Source organism: Bradyrhizobium sp. STM 3843 (genome assembly GCF_000239815.1).
In the GTDB taxonomy this organism is placed as follows: domain Bacteria; phylum Pseudomonadota; class Alphaproteobacteria; order Rhizobiales; family Xanthobacteraceae; genus Bradyrhizobium.
On record NZ_CAFK01000039.1, the window covers coordinates 20,610 to 40,438 of the forward strand.

The following is a 19,829-nucleotide window of genomic DNA, read 5'->3' on the forward strand; positions in this document are numbered from 1 at the left end:
CCCCTACTCCGCGGCCATCCGGTGATCGACCGGATCCGGCCGATCGGCGGAATAGATTTCCGCGATGCGGGTCACGAGTTCATCGACGAAGACCTGCAGATCGCTGCTCAGATCCTTGATCTTCGAGATCAAATAGTTGTAGCCGAACAGCGCCGGGATGGCGACGCCGAGGCCGGCAACGGTGGCGACCAACGCAGCCGCAATGCCGGGCGCGATCGCGTTGACATTGACGTCGCCGCTCGCGGCGATCGCCGCGAAGGTGATCATGACGCCGACGACGGTGCCGAGCAGACCGAGGAACGGTCCGCCGGAGATCGCAATCGTCAGGATGACCATCATCCGGTTCAGCCGCTGCATCTCCTTGACGACCGCGCCGTCGAGCGCGGCACGGATCGCGGCGATCGAGCTTCCCGACAGCACCAGCGCCGGCGTGCGCGCCGAGCGGCGGCGGATCTCGTCAGCGCAGACGTGGTAGATGCGATAGAGCGATGAAGAACGCAGCGTCGAGGCGTCGCGCGGCTTCAGCCGTCCTCCGAGGGTTGCGACCTCCTGCTCGGTGCCGTGACTGAGCAGGGTCAGATCGAAATCGACGTCCCGGTAGCTGCGCAGGAAGCGCGTATTGGCGCGGGACTGGCGGCCGAGGAACGAGGCGCGGTCCAGCATCACCACCCAGCTGATCGCAGCCATCACCAGCAGAATGCCGATGACCACCCAGCCGTCGATCGTGACCGACTTCAGGATCACCGCGAAATAGCCAGACAGCCAGCTTGCGGTTTCCTCGTCGACGCTGAACGAGATCAGCTTGCCTTGATCGGGTCCCTGGCCGATCGCCGCAAGACGGATGAAGCCCGCAGGCCGCGCCACCTTGCTGATCTGAAACTCGTCGATATCGCCGACAAAGCCCGCCATTGCGGCCGCCGCTGGTGCAGGCGCGGCCCCTGCACTCGCATCGGCAGGCGGCGTCGCTGTGCTTCCGTCGGCTGACGGCGCCGGCGATGTCGATGCCGCCGCCGCGGGAGCCACGGTGGAGGCGGCCGTGTCTCCGCCGACGAAAGCAAGCGTGTTGAGCGCGGGCAGCGTCGCGTCCAACGCGGCATAAGCATTGCCGTCAAGATAAAGCGTGACCTTGCCGCTGCCTGCGACGACGGCGACGTGGTGCCAGGAGTTGACCGGGATCGGCGCCGCCGTGGTGCTGCGCTGCGTAGCGCCGGCATTGCTGACTTCGACGAACGGCGCACCGCCGTCAAGGCCGATGACGAAGCCGTTCCCGCCGTCGCGGCGGCTATAGAGCGCCGCGTTCGGCTGTTGCGCGGCTGGCTTGGCCCACACCGACCAGGTCCAACCGGTCGCATCGCCTGCGATCGCGAGCGACGACGAGGACGGCAAGGTCAGCGGCGTTGCGCCATCGAGCCGCAGGCCGGTGCCGATCAGGGCGCCGTCCGAGGGCTGACCGACGCTCTGCGCATTATTGGCCCAGACCGTGGAGTCGAGCGCGGGCGTGCCGCGTTCGGTGAAATGATAGACGAGCTGCTGGTCCGTATCGTAGGTGCCCTTGGCATCGGCCACGGGCACCGCTTTCTTGTTGCCGTAGTAGAGCCAGAGCTCCGTCTTGGCGCCGGGCTGCAGGTTCGGCACCGAGACCCACACCAGGGCCTCGCCGAGCAGCGCATCAAATTTTTCGATATGAAACTTCAGCGGGGTCTTGTCGTCGCCGGCGACGAAGCGCAGATCGCTGCCGTCGTCCTTGGTGGCGCTGAAACGGAAATTGCCGGGATGCAGGCGCACCAGGATCGGCGTGGTGCCGATCGGATCGGTGATGTTGGCGCCGGCTGCGCTGGCGTCGATCGTGATCTTCTTGCGCAGCTGCCATTCGTCGTTCCACCACGCTTTGGCCGGCGAGGCCGACAGCAGCGTCGCACCCACGACCGCGAGCGCGAATGTGCTCGCCGCTTTCCTTGCCACAGCCGCCAGGCACGACCCGGCCCAGAGCCTATCAATCCATCCGAGCGTCATCAGAATTCACCCCAAAGCCGGAAATTGACGCGCGGGTCACCCGCGCGGGTATAAGTCTGGTTTGTCATCGGGACGGCCAGCACGACTACGCCATTGATCGAGTTGAAGAGCTTGAAGCGCGAGCCCAGGCCGTAGCTCCACAGGTCGAACTGTGAGAATTGCTCCGGCAAGCTGCGCTGCACGTTGACATGGCCGATGTCGGCAAAGGCAAACATCCGCCATTCGTTGAACGTGGTGAAGCGTGGCGTGCCCTTGCCGGTCTCGTCCTTCATCTGCTTCTGCAGCATCGCGCCAATATCGGGGCTGCGAATTTCCAGGTTGCCGATCACGCCGTCGTCGCCGAGCACCTCGGACTCCAGATAGCCGCGTACGGTATCGAGACCGCCGGCGCTGAGCTGCTCGCTCGAGACCAGCGGCCCATCGGCGATCTGGGTCTGCAGCCTGCCCCAGAACTGATAACCCTCGGGTAGCTCCTGGGTGTGCGACAGGTCGACGTTGAAATGCGTGAAGCTTGGCGAGGCATCGAACCTCTTGGCGTCGAACGCGAGCCGGTCGCTCGACAGCGGGCGCAGATTGTAGGTCAGCGTGGCGTTGAACTGGGTGGTGAACTTCTCATATTGGAACGTCGCGCCGTAAGTGCCGACGACCGGATAGTACGTGACCGGCGAGCCGAAGCTGGCGGAGCCGAGCTGCATCGTTGTCTGGTCGAAATGCTTGTAGTCGATACCGGCCGAGAAGGTGTGGAAGAAATGGTCGCGGCTCGGCAGAGTCATCACCGCGCGGCCGCCGATGATGTCACCCGGGCCGACGATATTGGTGCCGCCGACCGTTGCGACGTCGCTGCTCGACTTCACGCCGTAAAGCAGCACGCTCAGCCAATCGATGTCCGTGTGGGCGAGATAGGAGGCGGAGAAGACTTCCGCGTCTTTCCGACGCTCCGGCGCGACCTGATAGGTGAAGCTGAAGGAGTGGCCGAGCTGCCAGAGATTGTCGTAATGCACGGTGGCGCTGACGCGCGTTGCAGTCGTGTTCGGCGACTGCCGATTGTTGACTTCGAGACTGCCGTGAATCGGCGGCTTGTCCTCGACGTTAAGGTCGACATCGACCGTTCCCGGCGTCACGCCCGCGCGCAAGGCGGGGGTGACGCGCCGATCCGGCCATTGGTTGAGCGCAACGATGTCCTTGGTGACGTCGTTGAAGTTGGGCACCGTTCCCTCTTTGAGCGAAGGCGCCTTGTCCTTGATCTTGTCGAGATCGAAGTAGCGGGAATTCTTGACGCGCAGCCGCCCGACCTTGAGCTCGGTCACCCTGAGCACGACGACCTTCTGGTTTACGTTCTGCTGCGGCACGGCGACGCTGACGGTTTGAAAGCCCTTGTCGTGATAGGCTTTCTCCAGCGCGGCCCGCGCCTTCTCGACATCCTCCGAGGTCTTGTTCGGCCCGAGAAACGGATAGATCGCCTCTTCAATGTCGATCTCCGGCAGCTTGTCGGCGCCCTGAACCGCGAAATCGTCGATATCGAAATGTGCCAGCGGCTGCTGCGGCGCAGCCGCGCTCGCAGGCTTTTGCGCGCCTTGCGCCGGTGCGGCCGTCTCTGCCGATGCCGGCGCGACGGCGGCAAGACCGCCGACCAGCACCATCAGCGCCGGCTTCAGGCAAAGCACCGCCGTTCGGGCGGACGCGAATCCACCACGCTTGAAATCTCGATCAGACTGCACGGACGCTCGCTCGTCTCCCGGACACGCGCATGAACTCGCAGCGGGATGCCGCGTTCATGGTGTCTTTGTTCAGAAGACGATTGGAGCGGGGCGAGACTGAATCGAAATTTTAACGAATGTGTGCGCGGCAGCGAAGCGCGCAGCCGGATCGTGATATTTGCGCAACGGCTGATCGCACGCCCTCCATGGGCGCAAGCGGATGGGACCCCGGAGAATTATTCTCCAGCTACTTTATATTGAGCGAGAGCCGCAGATTCAGGGGCTGCAGAAGATCAGGTGGCGGAGGCACGCCAACCGTTCCACGTGTGAGGATGGTGCGCAGATCCCCGTCGGCCTGCGCGTTCTTCAGTGACGGAAAGGCCACCTTCTCGATCGTGCCATGCGGGCCGACCCAGGCCTGGACCGTGAAAACCTGCGGCGGCCCATCGGCTTTGTCACGGTGTTCGAGCACATAGCTCCGAAACCGATTTGAAACCTGGTCATCGGCGCTGATGCCGTCCTCGAAGTGACGCGTCACAAGCTTTGCAAACGCACCCCAGTGCGCCGGCGCAATCGTCGTCGGTTGATAGTCCTGCGCCTGGGCTGCATTGAAGGACCACAATAACCAGCAGCTCATCGCGACAACAGATGAGCCTGGACAGCTGAGCAACAATCCCGACGCCCGCCTCATGTCCGCCTCCTTCCCGGTCTCGAACCGCGCCCGTTCGATCGGACTCAGCTCAACAGAACAATGCCGCCCGGCAGCGCTCGCACGCTGGCGCCGAACAGGCTCTGGACCTGCGCAATGAAATCGTCGAGATGATCGAGATAGAACGTACCCGAGATCATGCGCCGACCTAATCCGCCCATGATCACGATCCTGCCCGGCCGGTAGCGGTTGATTTCCTGGACCAGCCGATCGACCGGCCAGTCGCGGACGACCAGCAGGCCATTCAGCCAGGCCTGCATCTGCTCGACATCGGCATTTGAGGCCGGTGCCAGCCCGGCTTGCGCGGAATATGAGAGCTGTTGACGACCGGCGAGCACAGCACGCTGGCGCTTCCATTCAATCTCGACCTCGCCATCGACGCACGACACCGAGACCACACCCTCGAGGCACCTGACGTTGAAGCTCGCCTGGCGTGCGCTGATCAGGCCGCCGGCTGCGCCGATCACCACCGGCGCGGACGCCTCGCCTGCCGCCTGCACCGCAGCCTCGCCGGAGATGAGTTCGATCGCCGGCCGGTCCGGCGTCGATCGAACCGCGATGCTGGTCTGGGTATTGAGCGTCAGCGAGATGTTGTCCGCCAACGTGATGACGCGCCGCTCGCCCTTGGCAGTTCGATAGTCCGCCGATAGCTCCTGCCAAGACGGCCACAACCCAAGCGGCGGTCGCGCAACCAGATATGCCCCGGCCAACGAGGCCGCGGCAGCGGTCGCCCCTCCGATCAGCACACGACGACTCAGGCCTGAATTCGCAGCGGCCCTGCGCGCCGCCGTGGGGCCGCCAGCAGCCGGCAGATTCTGTTCGGCAAGTGTTCGCACCGCGTCGCCGAGACCACGCCACAGTCTGACGGCTTCGCGAAACGCGGCGTCATGCTCAGGACTGCGCTGCCGCCACAAGGCCAGGGCGGCCGCGTCCGCCGATGTCGCCTCACCCGAATGCAGGCGGATGACCCAGGCAAGGGCCTGCCGCAACAACGGATCCAGTTCCGAAGGCATTTCGTTGCGTGCAGTCAAAGCCGGTCGCTCTTTTCTCTCCGCCGGCAAGCGGCGGCATTCCCGATCACAGCGCGCTCGTCCTGATCAATAGACGATCCACGCCCGGCCGGACTGAATCGAAAACATCGCGCCGGCGGGCTTTACAAGCTGTTTGTTGCGACAGGAGCCAATCATGCAAAGCTTTTTACAAGGAATTCGGCGCGGCCAACCCGGCCCACCTTGCTTTCGTCGACCGCGGCAGCAGTTGACTGAAGCTAATCCCGCGCCTGCGGCCTTGCCCTTGGTCCAAAACGGCGAAGGATTTTACGGCCGAGGCGCTGGCTGAGGTGCTCCATAGCATATTGCAAGTCGAAATCGACCGTCCGAACGTTGATCCCGAAACGGTCGGCAATCTCCCGGTGCGGCTGCTGATGGAGATGGGCTGCAACGAAAACATTGCGCCGGCGAGCCGGCAATTCCGCCAGCGCCTTCTCGAACTCCGCCATTTCGATCCGCGACTCCGCAACCGCACTGGGGTCAGGTCCGTCGTCGGCGAGATCGAGCATCGTCTCGACATCAGCAGCGCTCAGGAGCTGCTGATCGCCTTTGCGTCTGTCGCGGGCAACGTTGAGCGCCATCCGGAACAGATAGTCGAGCGGGCTGCGAACCTCGACGGCATCGGAAACGCGATCGACGCGGAGGAAAGTCTCGTGCAGCGCCTCACGAGCGAAGTCGGCGGAGCCAAGACGGCGCGTCAAACGCTTGGTCAGCCCCTCATATTCGGCCGCAAGAGCCTCCCGCAGCGATCTGATATTTGAATCGGACACCGACGCTGCCCCATCCGCCGCCGCTTTGCACTGCAACCGGCATACCGCCCCACTGGTGTACCTATCGAGCACGGATGACAATGGCGTGACGGCGGAGCCGTCCCGTATCGCCGCTCACGGATCCAGATCGAAGGCGACCGCAATCGTGATGTCGAGATCGTCCGACGGGTCGGGCGGAATGCGCGGCAGCGGCTGCGCCTCTTGGATGGTCTTGACCACCGCCACGCCGAGCAACGCCCTTATCGGAGATAGCTCGCCAGGTTGAGGCTCTGGATCTTGGAAATTGCCGTATAGGATGCAGTCAGCTGCGCCTGATAGGTTGAAAGCTGGGCCGTGACTGACGCCACGTCGACACTGGTGAGATCGCTGTCAAGGCTTTCGGCGTAGCTCTTGAAGTCGGTCTGCAGCGACTTTGCGTCCTCGATCTGCGAGGTGGCGTTGGAGAGCTTTGCCTGAACCGTCGCGACATCGTCCACCGCGCTGTCGGCGAGGCTCAGCGCACTGGAGATATCGCTGCTCGACAGGGTCGAGCTGTTGGCCACGAACTTCAATGCCCGCGTCACCTCCTCAAAGGCGGAGTTGTCGGCGGTGATCCCATACGTCACGGTCTGACCACCCGAAACGCGGACCGAGGCGAGTTCGCTGTCGCCCTGATAGTAGCTGGTATCCGGCGTGCTCAGCGAGCCCGCCCCCGACGAGCCGAAGCTTGAGAGATCGACCGCAGCGGTCGAGGTCTTGGCGCCGCTGAACACATACTCGCCATCATATTGCGTGTTGAGAATGCCGCCCATCTGTTGCAACAATTGCTGCGCCGTGCTGATCGCCGACGCCACTTCCGTGCCGCTGGCGGTGGTGGCCGCGCTGAGGGCGCTCTTCAATTGGTTCACCACCTCCGAGACCTGGCCTACTGCCGAATACATCACTTGCGCCTTATTGTCGGCCAGCGTCGCGGCGTCGATGTAGGATTGCGCGCGCGTCACCGAGACCTGGAGGTTGACGACGTGCTGGGTGTCGGCGCCGTAGCCGGCGAGGTATTCCGACTTCAGACCTGACGCCTCCTGGACCTGCATATCGGCCATGGTCGCCTGCGTCCGCAGCGCGCTGGAGATCATCTGCTCCGTGTTGGAAAAAGTGGCGATCCGCATCATCATGGCACTATTCTCTCGTCCAGACTAACCCGACTGCATCGCGGTGATGAGCGATGAAAACATGGTGTTGACCGCCGAGAGCAGCTGCGATGCCGCTGCATATTTGTTTTGCAGCGAGCTGACCCGCGCGGTTTCCTCGTCGATATTGACGCCGGTCTCGGAGGACAGCGAGCTCGCGTAAGTCGATTGCGCGGTCTCCTTTGCCGTATAGGTCGAGGAGGCCTCTGACGCCTTGCTGGCGACATTGGCCACGATCGCCGCGGCGTAATTGGCGAAGGAACCGCTGGTGGCGCTCAAACCTCCTGCGGCGGAAAAGCTGCGGGATCCCGTCAGCGCGCTGTAGAGGCTGTTGATGACGGTCGCCGAACCGGAGGTCAGCACCTGACTGCCCGTCGTGAGCGTCGCAGAGCTGTCAATTGTATCCGTCGGCAATCCGGACGCGCCCGACAGGATATCGCTGCGGACCGCAAAATCCGAGGCGCCGGTTCCGGTGACGAGATCGTTCATCCCGAAATAGTCCGAGAAGCCCGCCCCGCTGACCGAGCTCGTCATGTCATTGATGGCCACGCCATCGCCGGAGGCGGTCGAGCTGACCACCAGATGTCCGCTGGAATCGATCGATGCCGAGACGCCGGAGATCCCGTTCAGCGCGGTGACGAGATCGCCGACCGTCGAATAGGATGAGAGATTCAGATCCTGATAGGAGACCAGATTGCCGCTCTGGTCGGTCACGGCGATCCGGACCGTCCCGGTGGCCGACAGAGCATCCGTGCTGGCGACCGTCGACGTCCCGGTCAGGCTGCTCGGCGCCGGCACCGAGGATGCACCGTTGGTGACCGCATTGAGCGCGGACTTCAACTGCGTTGCAAGCTGATCGAGCTGCGACTGTTCGGCCGGCAACGTCTGGTCTCGCAGGGTGACCAAAGCGCCGATCTTGCCGGAGGTGATCTGCGAGGTGATATCAACCCCGTTGACCGTGATGCCGCTGAAGCCGCCCGAGCTATAGCTGGTCGACGCGGTCACATTCGCCGAGGTCGAATAGCTGAGCGTATGCGCCGAGGAATCGACCAGTGCCTGGCCCGAGGACGTATAGACCTGCAGATCCCCGTTCGATGCCGTGTAGTAGCTCACGTTCATGTATGACGAGAGATCTTGCAGCGCGGAATTCCGTTCGTCTTCAAGATCCGCGGTCGATTGTCCGGCCGCGCCCATCTTCCTGATCTCGACGTTGAGATCAGAGATCTGCTTCAGATCGCTGTTGATGCTGGTGACCGAAGATCCGATATCCTGATCGGCATTGGACCGCAGGGTCTGGATGCCGCTCGACGTATCACGCAATTGCGAGGCGACGTCGTCGAGCGCGCTCACGACGGCCGATTGCAGCGAGACGCTCGAGGGCGAGCTCGCCAGCGAGGACAATGCCGATTCGAGCGAAGACAGCGAGTTGGCGAGCGACGTCCCGGTGGTCGACGTGCCATTGCTGTTGGCAGTGCCGAACAGCTGCTCGAGCTCAGTCATGTAGTTATTAGTGGTGTCGGCGGAGCCGAGATCGGAGGTGGCGCCAATCAGGGACTTCAACAGCAGCTTGTCGACGTTGCTGCTGATCCCGGTGATGGTTACCCCGGTGCCGACGCCATCGGTCACATTGGCGGACTGATTGGCCGTCTTCTTGGTGTAGCCCGTGGTATCGGCGTTCGATATGTTCGACGACGCCACGCTGATCTGCGTTTCGGTCGCCATGATCCCGCTGAACGCGATCAGTCTTGCAACATCGAGCGACATCGCTTCCCCCCGCCTCTACCGTGCTCAAGCCTGAACGTTGGTCCCGCACGACATCGCACGCGCCGCGCGGCGGCCGCCCGATCCATAGGGCGAAACGCTGGCGATCTGTTCGCGGATCGCCTGCATGACCGCCTCGATCCGGCGGTTGCTCGCCTCGATCGCCGCGCGCAGCCGCAGCAGATTCTCGTCCATCGCGAGACGCAGATTGAGAATCCGTTCCATCAGCTGCTCCCGCAGCATCCGGTCCTGCACGTCCAGGCTTGCCGTCCTGGCCGCGCACTCCGCGACGCGCTGCTCAAACAGTCCGGCAAGCCGGTTCTTGTCGTCGAGCTGCTTCGACCGTGACGCCGGCAGGCCCTTGGCCAGTTCGGCGTTCTCCTCCGATACCACGACGATCAGTTCGTCGATCAACGCGATCAACGTCTTCACGCCTTCGTCGCCGGCTCCGCTGCGGACGGCCTGGACTGCTGGTTTCATCTTGTCGCTCCCGTATCGTCGTCAATGACCGCGCCGTTGCGGCGCGTTGGCCGTGCGCGCCACGCGCGCGTAAGTGTTGAACGCCGCGACCCTGACCGTCGCAAGCCTTCGTTCTTCGTCGAGCTGCGCGCATTCGCGCAGCAGCTTGCGACGCACCGTCTCGATGTCGTCGATGAGTGCGAGCAGTTCCAGACGATCGGCCGTTCCGGCGGCCGCTGCGCGGATCTTCAGCCGCTGCAACCGCCGCAACAGCGCTTCGCCTTCGCCGGCCCGCTCCTTCCTTGGATCGGCCATGCTCACCTCATCGACGAGATCAGGGTGTCAAACATCTTGTTGACCGTGGTCACGACCTGCGATGCCGCCGAATAGGCCTGCTGGGCCGAGATCATGTTGCTGAACTGACCTGTGGTGTCGGTCGTGCTCGACTCCAATTCGCTCCCGTAGATCGTGCCGGCGCCGTTCTCGCCCGATGTCTGCAAGGTGGCGTCGCCGGACGTCGCGGTCGACGTATACATACCGCCGCTATGCGCGACTAGGCCGTTCGGATCGGCGAACGTGGCGACTGCTATCTTGTAGATCGGAATGGTCTGCCCGTTCGAATAGGTCGCATCGACGATGCCGTCTTTGCCGACCGAGATGCTGCTCAGCGTACCGAAGGATATGCCGTCCGAGCTCGCGTTGAAGTTGCTGACATCTGGGGTCGTACTTCCGGACGACAATTGGGTCAGACCGTTGGTACCACCGCCGGTGGTCCCGAAGTCCATCGTGATCGAGCTCGTCGCAGCGCCGTTGTTCCAAGTGATGCTGAGCGGGTTGGCCGTCGATTGGCCCGCGGTCGTCACGGTACCCAGCGATCCATCATTATTGAACGTGACATCATAGGTGTCCGATGCCGGAGCCGTCGTACTAATGGTCCCGTCAGGCGAGGACATCTGGGCGGTCCAAGTGTTGGCCGCGGTCTTGGTCCACTTGATGTCCAGCGTGTGCGCGTCTCCCAGCGAGTCATAGACCGTGGTCGAGCTGCTGAAAGTTGAGCTGCTTGTTGCGTCAGCCGGAAGATTCGCCGAGATGGAGGTCTTTGTCGTTGCCCCGCCATTGGTCAGGGCAACCTTGGTGTTGATCGGCTCGAGGCTCGTCCCGGTGATGCTTCCGCTCGCATCGGTACGCCAGCCCTCCAGATAGTAGCCATTATCTTCGAGATAGCCGGCATTGTCCGTCGTGAAGGCACCGTTTCGGGTATAAAAGGTGTCGCCGCCCGCCGTCGTGGAGTTGGCTGTGACAAAGAAACCCGAGCCCTGAATCGCGACGTCGGTCGCGTTGGTGGTTGACGCCAACAGGCCTTGCTGGGTGATGTTGGAGCGGCCCGACACAGAGACGCCGCCCGAGGAGTAAGACTGGCTGCTGCTCGATGCCGTCACGAGCTGCTCAAACATCGCCGACGTGGTCTTATAGCCTGTCGTATCGGAATTTGAGATGTTGTCGCTGATCATCGCGAGCGACGAGCTCTGCGCATTGAGCGCGGAAATCGCCGAGGAAAGTGCTCCAGAAAGACTCATAGTCCACTCCGATTAATGCTGTCAGGAGGTTACGCCGATGATGTTCGCGGCACTGACCGACACGCCGTTCACGGTGAGCGATGGCGTGCTGGTCGAGGTATCGATGCCGGTCACGGTGCCCGTGATCGTGGTGTAGTTGAGCACCGAGGTGCCGGCCGAGTTGGTTGCCGTGACCGATATCGTGTACTGCCCGCCGTCGCTGAGCTGGTTGCCAGACGAGTCCTTGCCGTCCCAGGTGAACGAGTTCGAACCCGAATTGCCGGTGCCGGTACCGCTCCAGACCGTGTTGCCGGACGAGTCCTTGACCGAGATCGAGACGTTGGAGGCGGCCGAGGACAGCGAGTAGCCGAACGTCGCCGATCCGTTGGACAGCGTCGCCGTATCGGTCTTCGCGACGACGGTGTGGCCGATGTAATTGACCGAATTGAGCGTCACGAGGCTGGAGAACGAGCTCGCCAGCGAGCTCATGCTGGTGTTGATCGCCTGCTGTTCGGAGAAATTGGCATAAGACGTCATCTGATTGATGAAGTCGGTCACGCTGGTCGCATTCAGCGGGTCCTGGTTCTGCAATTCACTGACGAGCAGCGACAGGAAGTCCTGCGTGCTCAGCGTCGAGTTCGACGATGATGATGAGGAGGAAGAGGACGAGGCGGCTGAACTCGATGAACTCGTCGCGGAAACCGTCATGACAAACTCCAGATCTGCTCACCGCGCGCGACGCAGCGGCTACATCGCAAGCTCGCGATCGTGATGGCGTTTGCAGATCAAACGGTCGGCGCAACCAATTCAGGCGCAGAAAGATTCGACGGAATTACTTGATTAGACGGCAGAATTTGCCGCCGCGCCGCCGTGCAGAGGCGGCAAAAAACGCCTGGTATGGGCGATCGCCCGTGGACATCGCCCGGTCGATGAGCCCGAGCCACAGCATTGGATCGAAAATCGGCTCGCAGGATTCGGTGGAGATCGGCGGGCGGGCACCCGTCCGGTCATGGCATGATGGCAGATGGGGCGGAGATCAAAGTCGGCCCAAGGCTATGGCCTGGCATTCGGCAGCGCCGCGCCAAGGAACAAAGCCACACGAACGCCGGAGTGACGCGGCATCGCGCCACCCTCTCTCGCCAGGGTCTCAGCTCAGTGGAAAAATTCAGCCCGGATGTGATGCGTCGGCCGCTTGGACCGGCTGCTCTTCTGCAGGCGCCGCGGTCTTCATCCGCCCGGCCGCAGCGACAATCCGGTCCGCAAGACCTGCGGGCGCTCTGGCCGGCGGTGCAGACAGAGCCTGGCGTAAGGCGCGCGCCTCCTCAAGCAGCGCATTTGCTTCGGGAGACGAAGCCAGAAGTTCGACCGCAGCCTGGCGCTGCGCTTCAGGCCAGCCGGAGAGATCTTCTCCCAACCGGTCGATCAGATCCTCGAATTCCCTGACGTCCATCGTCCGCTCAATCCAGCGTCCCCGGCGCCGTCATAAACCATTCGAGAGCAAGACGAAATTGATATCAATCGGTTGCGGCAATCGACCGCAACATGATACCGTTATCACCCGTAGATTCGTTGGCTCATATGCACGATGATGTGCATTAGAACCGACCAAAATGCAATTATAGGATGAATTTTCACCAAACTACTGCTTGTGCTGGATCCTAGGAAGAAGCGGCGATGGCTTACAATGTCATTTTCGCTCGACTGCAGCGACCGACGATTCGGTCGGTTAGCGCCCGCCTGCCGAATCACCGGGCGGGCGTCCGCCTCTGCCTGCGGCATCGACCGCCTCCCACGCCTCACGGAGTTCAGCGATGCTTGCAATGATGCGGCTGAAGTTCTCCCGCATGTGCGGACGGCCGTACGAACGCAGGCATGCCAGGATCAGCGAATTGTAGGTCCGGAACAACTTTTCCGCGACCGCGCCGCCACGGACCGAGTCGAGATGGTGGCTCAGCCCGCGCAGGATAGCGGTGGCCCGTGTCAGGTGCTCATGCCCCTCCTCGAAGCGGCGCGCCTCCTGCGCCTGCAACGATTTCTGCAGATACATGGTCGCACCGTTCAGCAGCATGATCACCGCCTTGAGCGGGGACACTGTGACAGCCGCGCCGCGGTAGGCCTGGTTGGCCCGATAGGCCATCGAACTCTGGGTCATTAGTTGCTCGAATTCGAGTTGAGAAGAGCTTTGAGATAGGTCAGCGTGTTGTTGGCACTCTCGATCGCGGCCTGATATTTCGCATATTGCGTTTCGAGCTGGCTCTTGAAGGTGGCAGCGGCACTGTCGATATCGTTGACCTTGCTGGTCAGCGTGTTGTCTTGGGTCGTCAGGTTGTCGATCAGCGTCTGCAAGGAGCCGCTGCTCCCCGAGGCCTGGTTTGCGATCTGGTAGATCTGCGTGGCAAGCCCCTGGGTCGAGGTTACCGTGATCGACTGCGATGTCGAACCGCTATAGGTAAAGGCCATGCCCGCATAGGCCGTGCCGGATTTGCCGATGATGGTGTTGCCGCTGACCGTGAACAGCGAGCTGTCGCCTCCCACCGACGCGGAGCTGAGATTGCCCGACGAATCCACGGTCAAGTCGAGCGTGAACGATTGTGGCGAAGTCCCGGTATTGACAACCGTGAGCTGGCTCGACGACGTCGTGGTCTGCGCCGAGAGCAGCGCGGTCACACCACTCAGATTGGTGCTGAGGATCGTCGACAGGGTGCCGGTGTCGAGCTGGAGCTCATTCTTCTCGTTGAAGGACAGACCGAGATCGGCCATCGTCATTCCGCCGACCGACGAACTCAGCACGCTCTGGAGCTGATCCATGATGTCGCGCATGGTCCCGTCGCCGAACAGAACCGCGCTCGACGACGCCGTGCCGTCTGAATTCGTCGACTGCTGGGCGATGACGGCGTCGCGGAACGCATTGTAGTTCGTGACGAAAGTTTCCAGAGCGGATTGAATTTGGCTCGTGTCGGTGCCGATGCTGATGCCGACCGACGTTCCGCTCGGCGTGGCCTGCAGCAGGTCGAAGGTCACGCCGCTCAGCACGTCCGAAATGTCATTGGTGTTGCGGGTGAGCGAGACGCCGTCCAGACTGAATTCCGCCGCTTGTGCGGTTTGCATCACTGTCGAGAACGAACCTGAACTGTCGGTCACGCCAAGCTTGTTCAGAATGTCGTCGCCGGACGTGCTCGAATAGGTGATATCGGCCGCATCCTGCGTACCGGTCAGCATCAGCTCATAGGAGCCGCTCGAGACCTGGAGGATCGATGCCTGCACGTTCGTGGTGGATGTCTGGGCATTGATCGCATCTTGCACGTCCTGCAGGGACATGTCGCTGGTGACCGTAATGCTCTCGGTACTTCCTCCGGCAAGACCGATCGTGAACGTACCGGAATAGCCCAGCGCGTCGGTCTCGCTGGATTGGCTGCTGCCCGCAACCTTCTGCGCCGTCGCGATCTGGCTGACGGTCAGCGTGTGATCGCCGGTTGCCGCACCATTGTTGACCGACATGGACAGCACGGACGAGGCGCTCACATCGCCGTTCGAGGTCAGCGTCGCCGAACGTGTTGCGAAAACGTTGGTGGCGAGCGAGTTGATCACCGAGGTGGCGAGCGAGGCCAATCCGGTCGAAAGCGTGCTGAGATCTGTCTGGAGAGACTGGTAGGCGGAGATCTTCGCCTGGTTGGCGGTGATGCTGGTGCTGATCTGCGTCGCCTGAGCGAGCTTGGCGTTGACGGCCGCATCGATCAGGGCGCTCCAGTCGATGGTGCTGGTCGTGCTGGTGCCTGAGGTCGTGAGGGAGCTGGAACTCGAAGATGAGGACGATGACGACGTACTGCTGGTGCTCGAGGTCGTACTGCTCACAGTCATGATTGCGGGCCCGCCATAGGAAGGACCGGGCCGGCGTCATGCCGGCCCGGAAGATCGTCGATCAGCCCAGCAGCTTCAGCAGATATTGCGGCATCTGGTTCGCCGCGGCTTCTGCCGACACGGCGGCCTGGGTCTTCACCTCGGCCGACGACAGCGTCGCCTGCTCCGAGGCGATATCCACGTCCTTGATCGCCGAGTTGGCCGACTGCAGGTTCTGGGTCTGCGTCGAGATCGAGTCGGAGCTGAAGTTGAAGCGCGATTCCTGCGCACCGATGTCGGCGCGCGCCGACGAAACCTTGTCGATGGCCGAGTCAAGCACGGTCAGCGCGCTCGTCGCGCCGCTCTGGGTGGTGACGTTGAGCGCCGAGATCGCGAGACCGGAAGTGCCCGTCGTGAGGTTTGACAGCGAGATCGTGATGGTGTCGGAGCTGGACGATCCGACCATGACCGAGACGCCGGAACCGGCGAAAGCGCTGGTGCCGTCGAGCAGGCTCTGACCGCTGTAGCGGGTGCCGCTCGCGATCGAGTCGATTTCGCTCGTGAGCTGCGAGAATTCCGAATTGATATAGGCGCGGCTGGAGTCGGTGGTGGTGCCCGAAGCAGACTCCGAGGCCAGCGACTTCATGCGGGACAGGATGTCGCTGATGTTGGAGGCGCCACCGTCAGCGGTCTGCAGGATCGAGGTCGCCTGCGCGGTGTTGGTCGCCGCCTGCTGGAGCGTCGTGATGTCCGAGGAGATGCGGGTCGAGATCGCGAGACCGGCAGCGTCGTCGGAAGCCGAAGTTATGCGCGAGCCGCTCGACAGCTTCGAAAGCGCGCTGGTTTCCTGATTGGAATTGACGTTCAGGTAGCGGACAGCCGAGTTGGCTGCGATGTTGGTGGAAATTGCGGGCACGGTGAAGACTCCTGAGTGATCGGCTGGATACGCCGCATCGTGGAAGGACTGACGGTGCGTATCAGCCCCGTCTGCCCGATCAAACGGAGAGGCGTGCCAGGATCAGGCGAGAAATCTTTCCCGCCGCGGAGATTATGGTTAGCAGTCGGTAAACGCGCCGCGGATGTCGCGCTCGTGCCGGCGCAGCAATTCGCGCAGCTGTTGACGGCCTCGTTTGAGCAGAGACTCCACCGCGGCGATCGTGGTCTCCATCACGTCGGCGATCTCGCCGTTGCTCATGTTCTCGTGGTACGACAGGATCACCGCAAGGCGCTGCTGCTCGGGCAGCCGCAGCATGGCGGCCTCCAGCAGATCATTCATCTCGGCGCGCTCGATGACGCTGCTCGCGTCGGGCTTGGAGTCCGCCACCTCGGGAACGACATCGACATTCTCGGTACGCGGCTTGCGCCGGAGATCGATGCAGCGATTGCTCACTACGCGATAGAGCCAGGTCGAGAACTTCGCGCGGCCGTGCTGCCATCGCTCCCGATGTGTCCAGACCTTGAGCATCGTGTCCTGCACGACGTCCTCGGCATCGGCAGCGTTGCCGACGATCCGCAAGGCGATCGCGTAGGCTCGGTCGATGTGACGCTCGACGAGATCGCGAAAAGCCGCCTCATCTCCCGTCGCCAGTCGATCGAGCAGTTCCTTGTCCTCGTCGAACACGCCGCCATCGAAAGCAGGCGTACTGTCCGGCACGATCGCAGCCGACTCTTGCCAAGGCACCGTCGCAGCTTCGGACGAGGCCGGCTCCTTGGCGGCCTCACACTCGGCAGGAGCCCAGACATCAAGCGCGTAGCTCATTCCCCAATCTCCAACCCGCAGCGCCGAAAGCGCACATTCCAAACCGCTTCCACCCCTTGAACGCCGCAAGCGAACAAGTCAGGCGAACTATTTTCATTATTTTTCAAAGGGTTATGAGGAATGTTTTGCCCACCTGCGGGCAAAAAATGCCGGACGGCGTGCCGCCGCCGTCCAATCAGAGACCGAGCATAGGTTTTAGTCCGCATCGCAGGACATTCGTTTGGAAGCAAAGATACAGCAGGAAACGCAGCTGTTACGCGAACTTGACGCGGCTCACGCCGCAAGCACATGAGCCAGGAGATGATCAGTTGCGCTTGGCAGAGATTCGCGCGCGGCGATCTTCGCACCCGGCAATTTTTTCCGAATCATCATTTTGAACCTATCCGATTTTTTGAATCTGTCAGTCGCTGTGCGCGTTGTTTTTTGGATCGCGCCATGAATTTTTTGAAATGTGAGCGCCTGATTTCGCAACCCCGACCGTTGATAGCATACGGAGCGGGGAATTTCGCAATGAAGGTCGCAACGGTCGGCGCAGCGCGTCGAGCGAAGTTTGTTGCTGCGTGTTCGTTCGATGTTTTTGATACTTTTATAGTACGCGCCTGCACCACGCCGGACGGCGTCTTTGAAAGAGCTTATGAGCTCTCCGGTTTGTCTGAAACGCATCCGAATGTTGCAGAGAATTTCGTTCAACATCGCATCAGCGCCGAAGCACGCGCCCGCAACGAGGCGAAAGAAAAGCGCGGATCAGCCGAGGTCCGCATCGCGGATATCTATTCTTTCTTTCCTTTCAGACTGTTCGGCCTCGACCGCGAGGCGCTGAACGATCTTGCCGTCGCCGAGTTCCGCGCCGAGCTCGACCTTTGTCGCGCAAATTCGGAAATGCTTCAGCAATATTTGGAAATGAAACGTCAGGGCTTCCGCGTCGGCTTCATCTCGGACACGTATTGGAGCACGAAGCAGCTTGCCCATTTGTTGCGCAATTGCTGCCCCGATCTCAGCTGGGATTTTCTGTACGCCTCGTGCGAGCACGGCCACAGCAAGCGCGAGAAGCTGTTCGCCAAATATCTGACCGAGCAAAAGATCGACCCGGAGAGGTCGTTTCATATCGGGGACAATGAGCGGGCTGACATCAAGGGGGCGCGCCGGCACGGCATTCGGCCGCGCCACTATCCGCAGGCGAGCGCTCAATTGGCGTCGAAGCTGCAGAGAGAAGCTTCGCTGTTCGAGCTGTTGTCGCTGGGCCGGCCGTCTCGGCTGGACCATGGCATCCGCACCCTGCGGCGCATGGTTGCGGCTCAGACCGCAGAAAGATCTGCCGCCTGCCACCTCGGCATGACCGTGGTCGGTCCGGTCATGGCTGCGTTCGATGCTTTCGTCGAATCCCGCTGCAACGATTTGCGCAAGACTGGTGGAAAGGTCTCCATCGCCTTTCTTGGGCGCGACGGTTTCCTCGCGCATCGCATCCGGCAAAATGAGCCTGACGCGCACTATGTCGAGGTGAACCGCCGTGTGACGATGATCGCCTCAGCCGACACGCTGCAGCCGCTTCGCGATTTGCTCGACAAGATCCCGGCGATCGATGCGCACAGCTTTGCCGGCATCACCAAGATCCTGCCCGCGGCGGTGGCCGACTTCTTCGCACGGAGTCCGAACGGCGTGGTCAAGGGCGCTCAACTTGCAGAAGCCCTCCCCGACCTCATAAGCCGCCGCGAGAGCGCCGAGCTCGCCGCTGGCATGCGGTCGCGGCTGCTCACCTATCTGCGCAACGCGATTCCCGATTTCGATTCCTGCACCGATCTCGTGCTCGTCGACCTCGGCTATTCCGGCAGCGTGCAGAAGGCGCTGCGCCGGGTCTTCGATCGCGAAGGCATCAGGATCAGGCTGCATGGCACCTATCTGCTCACGCTTGACGACGCATTCCATGATCTTGCTCGCGGCGACAGTGTCTGTGGCCTGATCTCGGATCTCATCGTGACCCCGCACATGAAGCGCGCGTTGCTGCGCAACGTGTCGCTGCTGGAACAGCTCTGCAGCGCCCCGCAAGGCTCGGTCCGTGACTATCGCAATGGCGGAGTTCTGCACGAGCCGAATCCGATTCCTCCTGACCAGCTCGCCCGGATTGCCGAGGTCCAAGCCGGGGCGATCGCGTTTGCGGCAGCAGCGCGAGACCTGGCAACAACTCATCGGCTGCAGCCATTCGCGCCTTCGGATGCCTCGGCACGTTGGACGGCTGCGACGCTCGCACGTTTGCTGATGCTGCCTGATGACGATGAGCTCGCCCTGCTCGGCGACTTCCAGCACGACGTCAATCTCGGCACTGAGACGCTGCAGCCGCTGATCGACCGCCCATCCGTCGACAATCAGCTGATTGCGCGCGGCCTCGGCTTCGCGTGCGCCGTCCGCGACCTGCCGATGTGGCTCGCCGGAAGCTTCGCCGCGATCTCGCCCGCTCATTCTTATCTGTACACGCTGTTCGGCGCCAACCGGCTGCCGGCGGATGTGTTCGGCGAGACGGCCTGCGGCGCGCTCGAGATTGGACTCTTCAAGGCCGATGGCTCCGCGTCGATGGAATCCATCACCGTCTACCGGACGGGGTTCGGCGACGTCAGGCTGCGCATTGCCGTATCGCGCGCGATGAACGTCGCAATGATCGTGCTCCCGCTCGGCAAATTCGCCCAGGCGGGAATCCTGCATGGCGTTGTCGTTCAGACCGGAGCGACCGTTGCGGATGCGGCCGAGTCGCCCGACGTGGCTGCACTTTCCGATGACAGGCTGGTGTTTGCGGAGCTCGAGCGCCACGGTCGCCACTACCTCGCGCCGACCGAGGACGGCAGCCTCATCATTCCGGTCGCAGCCCTCCAGGGCGAGGTCAGCATCTATACGGTCGCCCTGACCTCGCTCAGCCATGATCGAATCTTTGCGCCGCACGCCGCGCCGGACGTCGTTGCCTGGAGAATGCTCTCATCACAGCTCGCCGAGCAAGGTGCCGCGCCAACGGCATGATGGATCCGCCTGATTCCGTGTCGTGATCCGTTTGAGCTGGAAGGAGAATG

19 protein-coding genes are annotated in these 19,829 nt (G+C 62.2%); 1 reads left to right on the forward strand and 18 read right to left on the reverse strand.

All coding sequences use genetic code 11. The features are described 5' to 3' along the window. Nucleotides 1–3: 3 nt before the first annotated feature. The 18 genes from BRAS3843_RS05595 to BRAS3843_RS42045 form a co-directional block, all read right to left on the reverse strand. Nucleotides 4–2,013, reverse strand: a complete 2,010-nt coding sequence (locus BRAS3843_RS05595; RefSeq protein ID WP_008967786.1) for a DUF2341 domain-containing protein — start codon at nt 2,011–2,013, stop codon at nt 4–6. Next, nucleotides 2,013–3,653, reverse strand: coding sequence for a ShlB/FhaC/HecB family hemolysin secretion/activation protein (locus tag BRAS3843_RS05600; RefSeq protein ID WP_085966914.1), 1,641 nt, complete (start codon nt 3,651–3,653; stop codon nt 2,013–2,015). The genes BRAS3843_RS05595 and BRAS3843_RS05600 overlap by 1 nt, the downstream gene beginning before the upstream one ends. Before the next feature lie 304 nt (nt 3,654–3,957). Beyond that, nucleotides 3,958–4,401: a hypothetical protein gene (locus BRAS3843_RS05605; protein WP_008967789.1), complete on the reverse strand. Its 444-nt coding sequence runs from the start codon at nt 4,399–4,401 to the stop codon at nt 3,958–3,960. Between the two features lie 44 nt (nt 4,402–4,445). Further along, nucleotides 4,446–5,408, reverse strand: coding sequence for a FecR domain-containing protein (locus tag BRAS3843_RS05610; RefSeq protein ID WP_244425126.1), 963 nt, complete (start codon nt 5,406–5,408; stop codon nt 4,446–4,448). A gap of 278 nt (nt 5,409–5,686) precedes the next feature. Next, nucleotides 5,687–6,310 (reverse strand): RNA polymerase sigma factor, encoded by a 624-nt coding sequence (locus BRAS3843_RS39420; RefSeq protein WP_347379568.1) that lies wholly within the window; start codon nt 6,308–6,310, stop codon nt 5,687–5,689. A gap of 167 nt (nt 6,311–6,477) precedes the next feature. Further along, nucleotides 6,478–7,389, reverse strand: a complete 912-nt coding sequence (locus BRAS3843_RS05620; RefSeq protein WP_008967793.1) for a flagellin — start codon at nt 7,387–7,389, stop codon at nt 6,478–6,480. A gap of 21 nt (nt 7,390–7,410) precedes the next feature. After that, nucleotides 7,411–9,168, reverse strand: coding sequence for a flagellar hook-associated protein FlgK (gene flgK / locus BRAS3843_RS05625; RefSeq protein ID WP_008967794.1), 1,758 nt, complete (start codon nt 9,166–9,168; stop codon nt 7,411–7,413). 24 nt (nt 9,169–9,192) lie between these two features. Continuing rightward, on the reverse strand, nt 9,193–9,645 hold the full coding sequence (locus tag BRAS3843_RS05630) for a hypothetical protein (RefSeq protein WP_008967795.1): 453 nt from the start codon (nt 9,643–9,645) through the stop codon (nt 9,193–9,195). 21 nt (nt 9,646–9,666) lie between these two features. Then, nucleotides 9,667–9,939 carry a hypothetical protein gene (locus BRAS3843_RS05635; RefSeq protein ID WP_008967796.1) on the reverse strand — a complete coding sequence of 91 codons (273 nt, stop codon included), beginning with the start codon at nt 9,937–9,939 and terminating at the stop codon, nt 9,667–9,669. A 2-nt stretch (nt 9,940–9,941) separates the two neighbouring features. Further along, nucleotides 9,942–11,201 carry a flagellar hook protein FlgE gene (gene flgE / locus BRAS3843_RS05640; RefSeq protein WP_008967797.1) on the reverse strand — a complete coding sequence of 420 codons (1,260 nt, stop codon included), beginning with the start codon at nt 11,199–11,201 and terminating at the stop codon, nt 9,942–9,944. A 21-nt stretch (nt 11,202–11,222) separates the two neighbouring features. After that, nucleotides 11,223–11,888 carry a FlgD immunoglobulin-like domain containing protein gene (locus BRAS3843_RS05645; RefSeq protein WP_035980912.1) on the reverse strand — a complete coding sequence of 222 codons (666 nt, stop codon included), beginning with the start codon at nt 11,886–11,888 and terminating at the stop codon, nt 11,223–11,225. Nucleotides 11,889–12,345: 457 nt separating this feature from the next. Beyond that, nucleotides 12,346–12,630 (reverse strand): hypothetical protein, encoded by a 285-nt coding sequence (locus BRAS3843_RS05650; RefSeq protein WP_008967799.1) that lies wholly within the window; start codon nt 12,628–12,630, stop codon nt 12,346–12,348. 276 nt (nt 12,631–12,906) lie between these two features. Beyond that, entirely contained in the window at nt 12,907–13,332 is a 426-nt protein-coding gene (locus BRAS3843_RS05655; protein ID WP_035980913.1) for a flagellar export chaperone FliS, read from the reverse strand. Next, the gene (fliD, locus tag BRAS3843_RS05660; protein ID WP_008967802.1) at nt 13,332–15,038 is read right to left on the reverse strand and encodes a flagellar filament capping protein FliD; all 1,707 of its coding nucleotides are present in this window, start codon (nt 15,036–15,038) and stop codon (nt 13,332–13,334) included. The genes BRAS3843_RS05655 and fliD overlap by 1 nt, the downstream gene beginning before the upstream one ends. 61 nt (nt 15,039–15,099) lie before the next feature. Next, the gene (locus tag BRAS3843_RS05665; protein ID WP_008967804.1) at nt 15,100–15,933 is read right to left on the reverse strand and encodes a flagellin; all 834 of its coding nucleotides are present in this window, start codon (nt 15,931–15,933) and stop codon (nt 15,100–15,102) included. Nucleotides 15,934–16,071: 138 nt separating this feature from the next. After that, the gene (locus tag BRAS3843_RS05670) at nt 16,072–16,776 is read right to left on the reverse strand and encodes an RNA polymerase sigma factor (RefSeq protein WP_008967805.1); all 705 of its coding nucleotides are present in this window, start codon (nt 16,774–16,776) and stop codon (nt 16,072–16,074) included. A gap of 273 nt (nt 16,777–17,049) precedes the next feature. Beyond that, nucleotides 17,050–17,466 (reverse strand): hypothetical protein, encoded by a 417-nt coding sequence (locus BRAS3843_RS42040; RefSeq protein WP_244425127.1) that lies wholly within the window; start codon nt 17,464–17,466, stop codon nt 17,050–17,052. Nucleotides 17,467–17,520: 54 nt separating this feature from the next. Beyond that, nucleotides 17,521–18,234, reverse strand: a complete 714-nt coding sequence (locus BRAS3843_RS42045; RefSeq protein ID WP_244425128.1) for a hypothetical protein — start codon at nt 18,232–18,234, stop codon at nt 17,521–17,523. 51 nt (nt 18,235–18,285) lie between these two features. On the opposite strand from BRAS3843_RS42045, the gene BRAS3843_RS42050 reads away from it, so the two are divergent. Continuing rightward, nucleotides 18,286–19,779 carry a hypothetical protein gene (locus BRAS3843_RS42050; RefSeq protein ID WP_244425129.1) on the forward strand — a complete coding sequence of 498 codons (1,494 nt, stop codon included), beginning with the start codon at nt 18,286–18,288 and terminating at the stop codon, nt 19,777–19,779. Nucleotides 19,780–19,829: the final 50 nt, after the last annotated feature.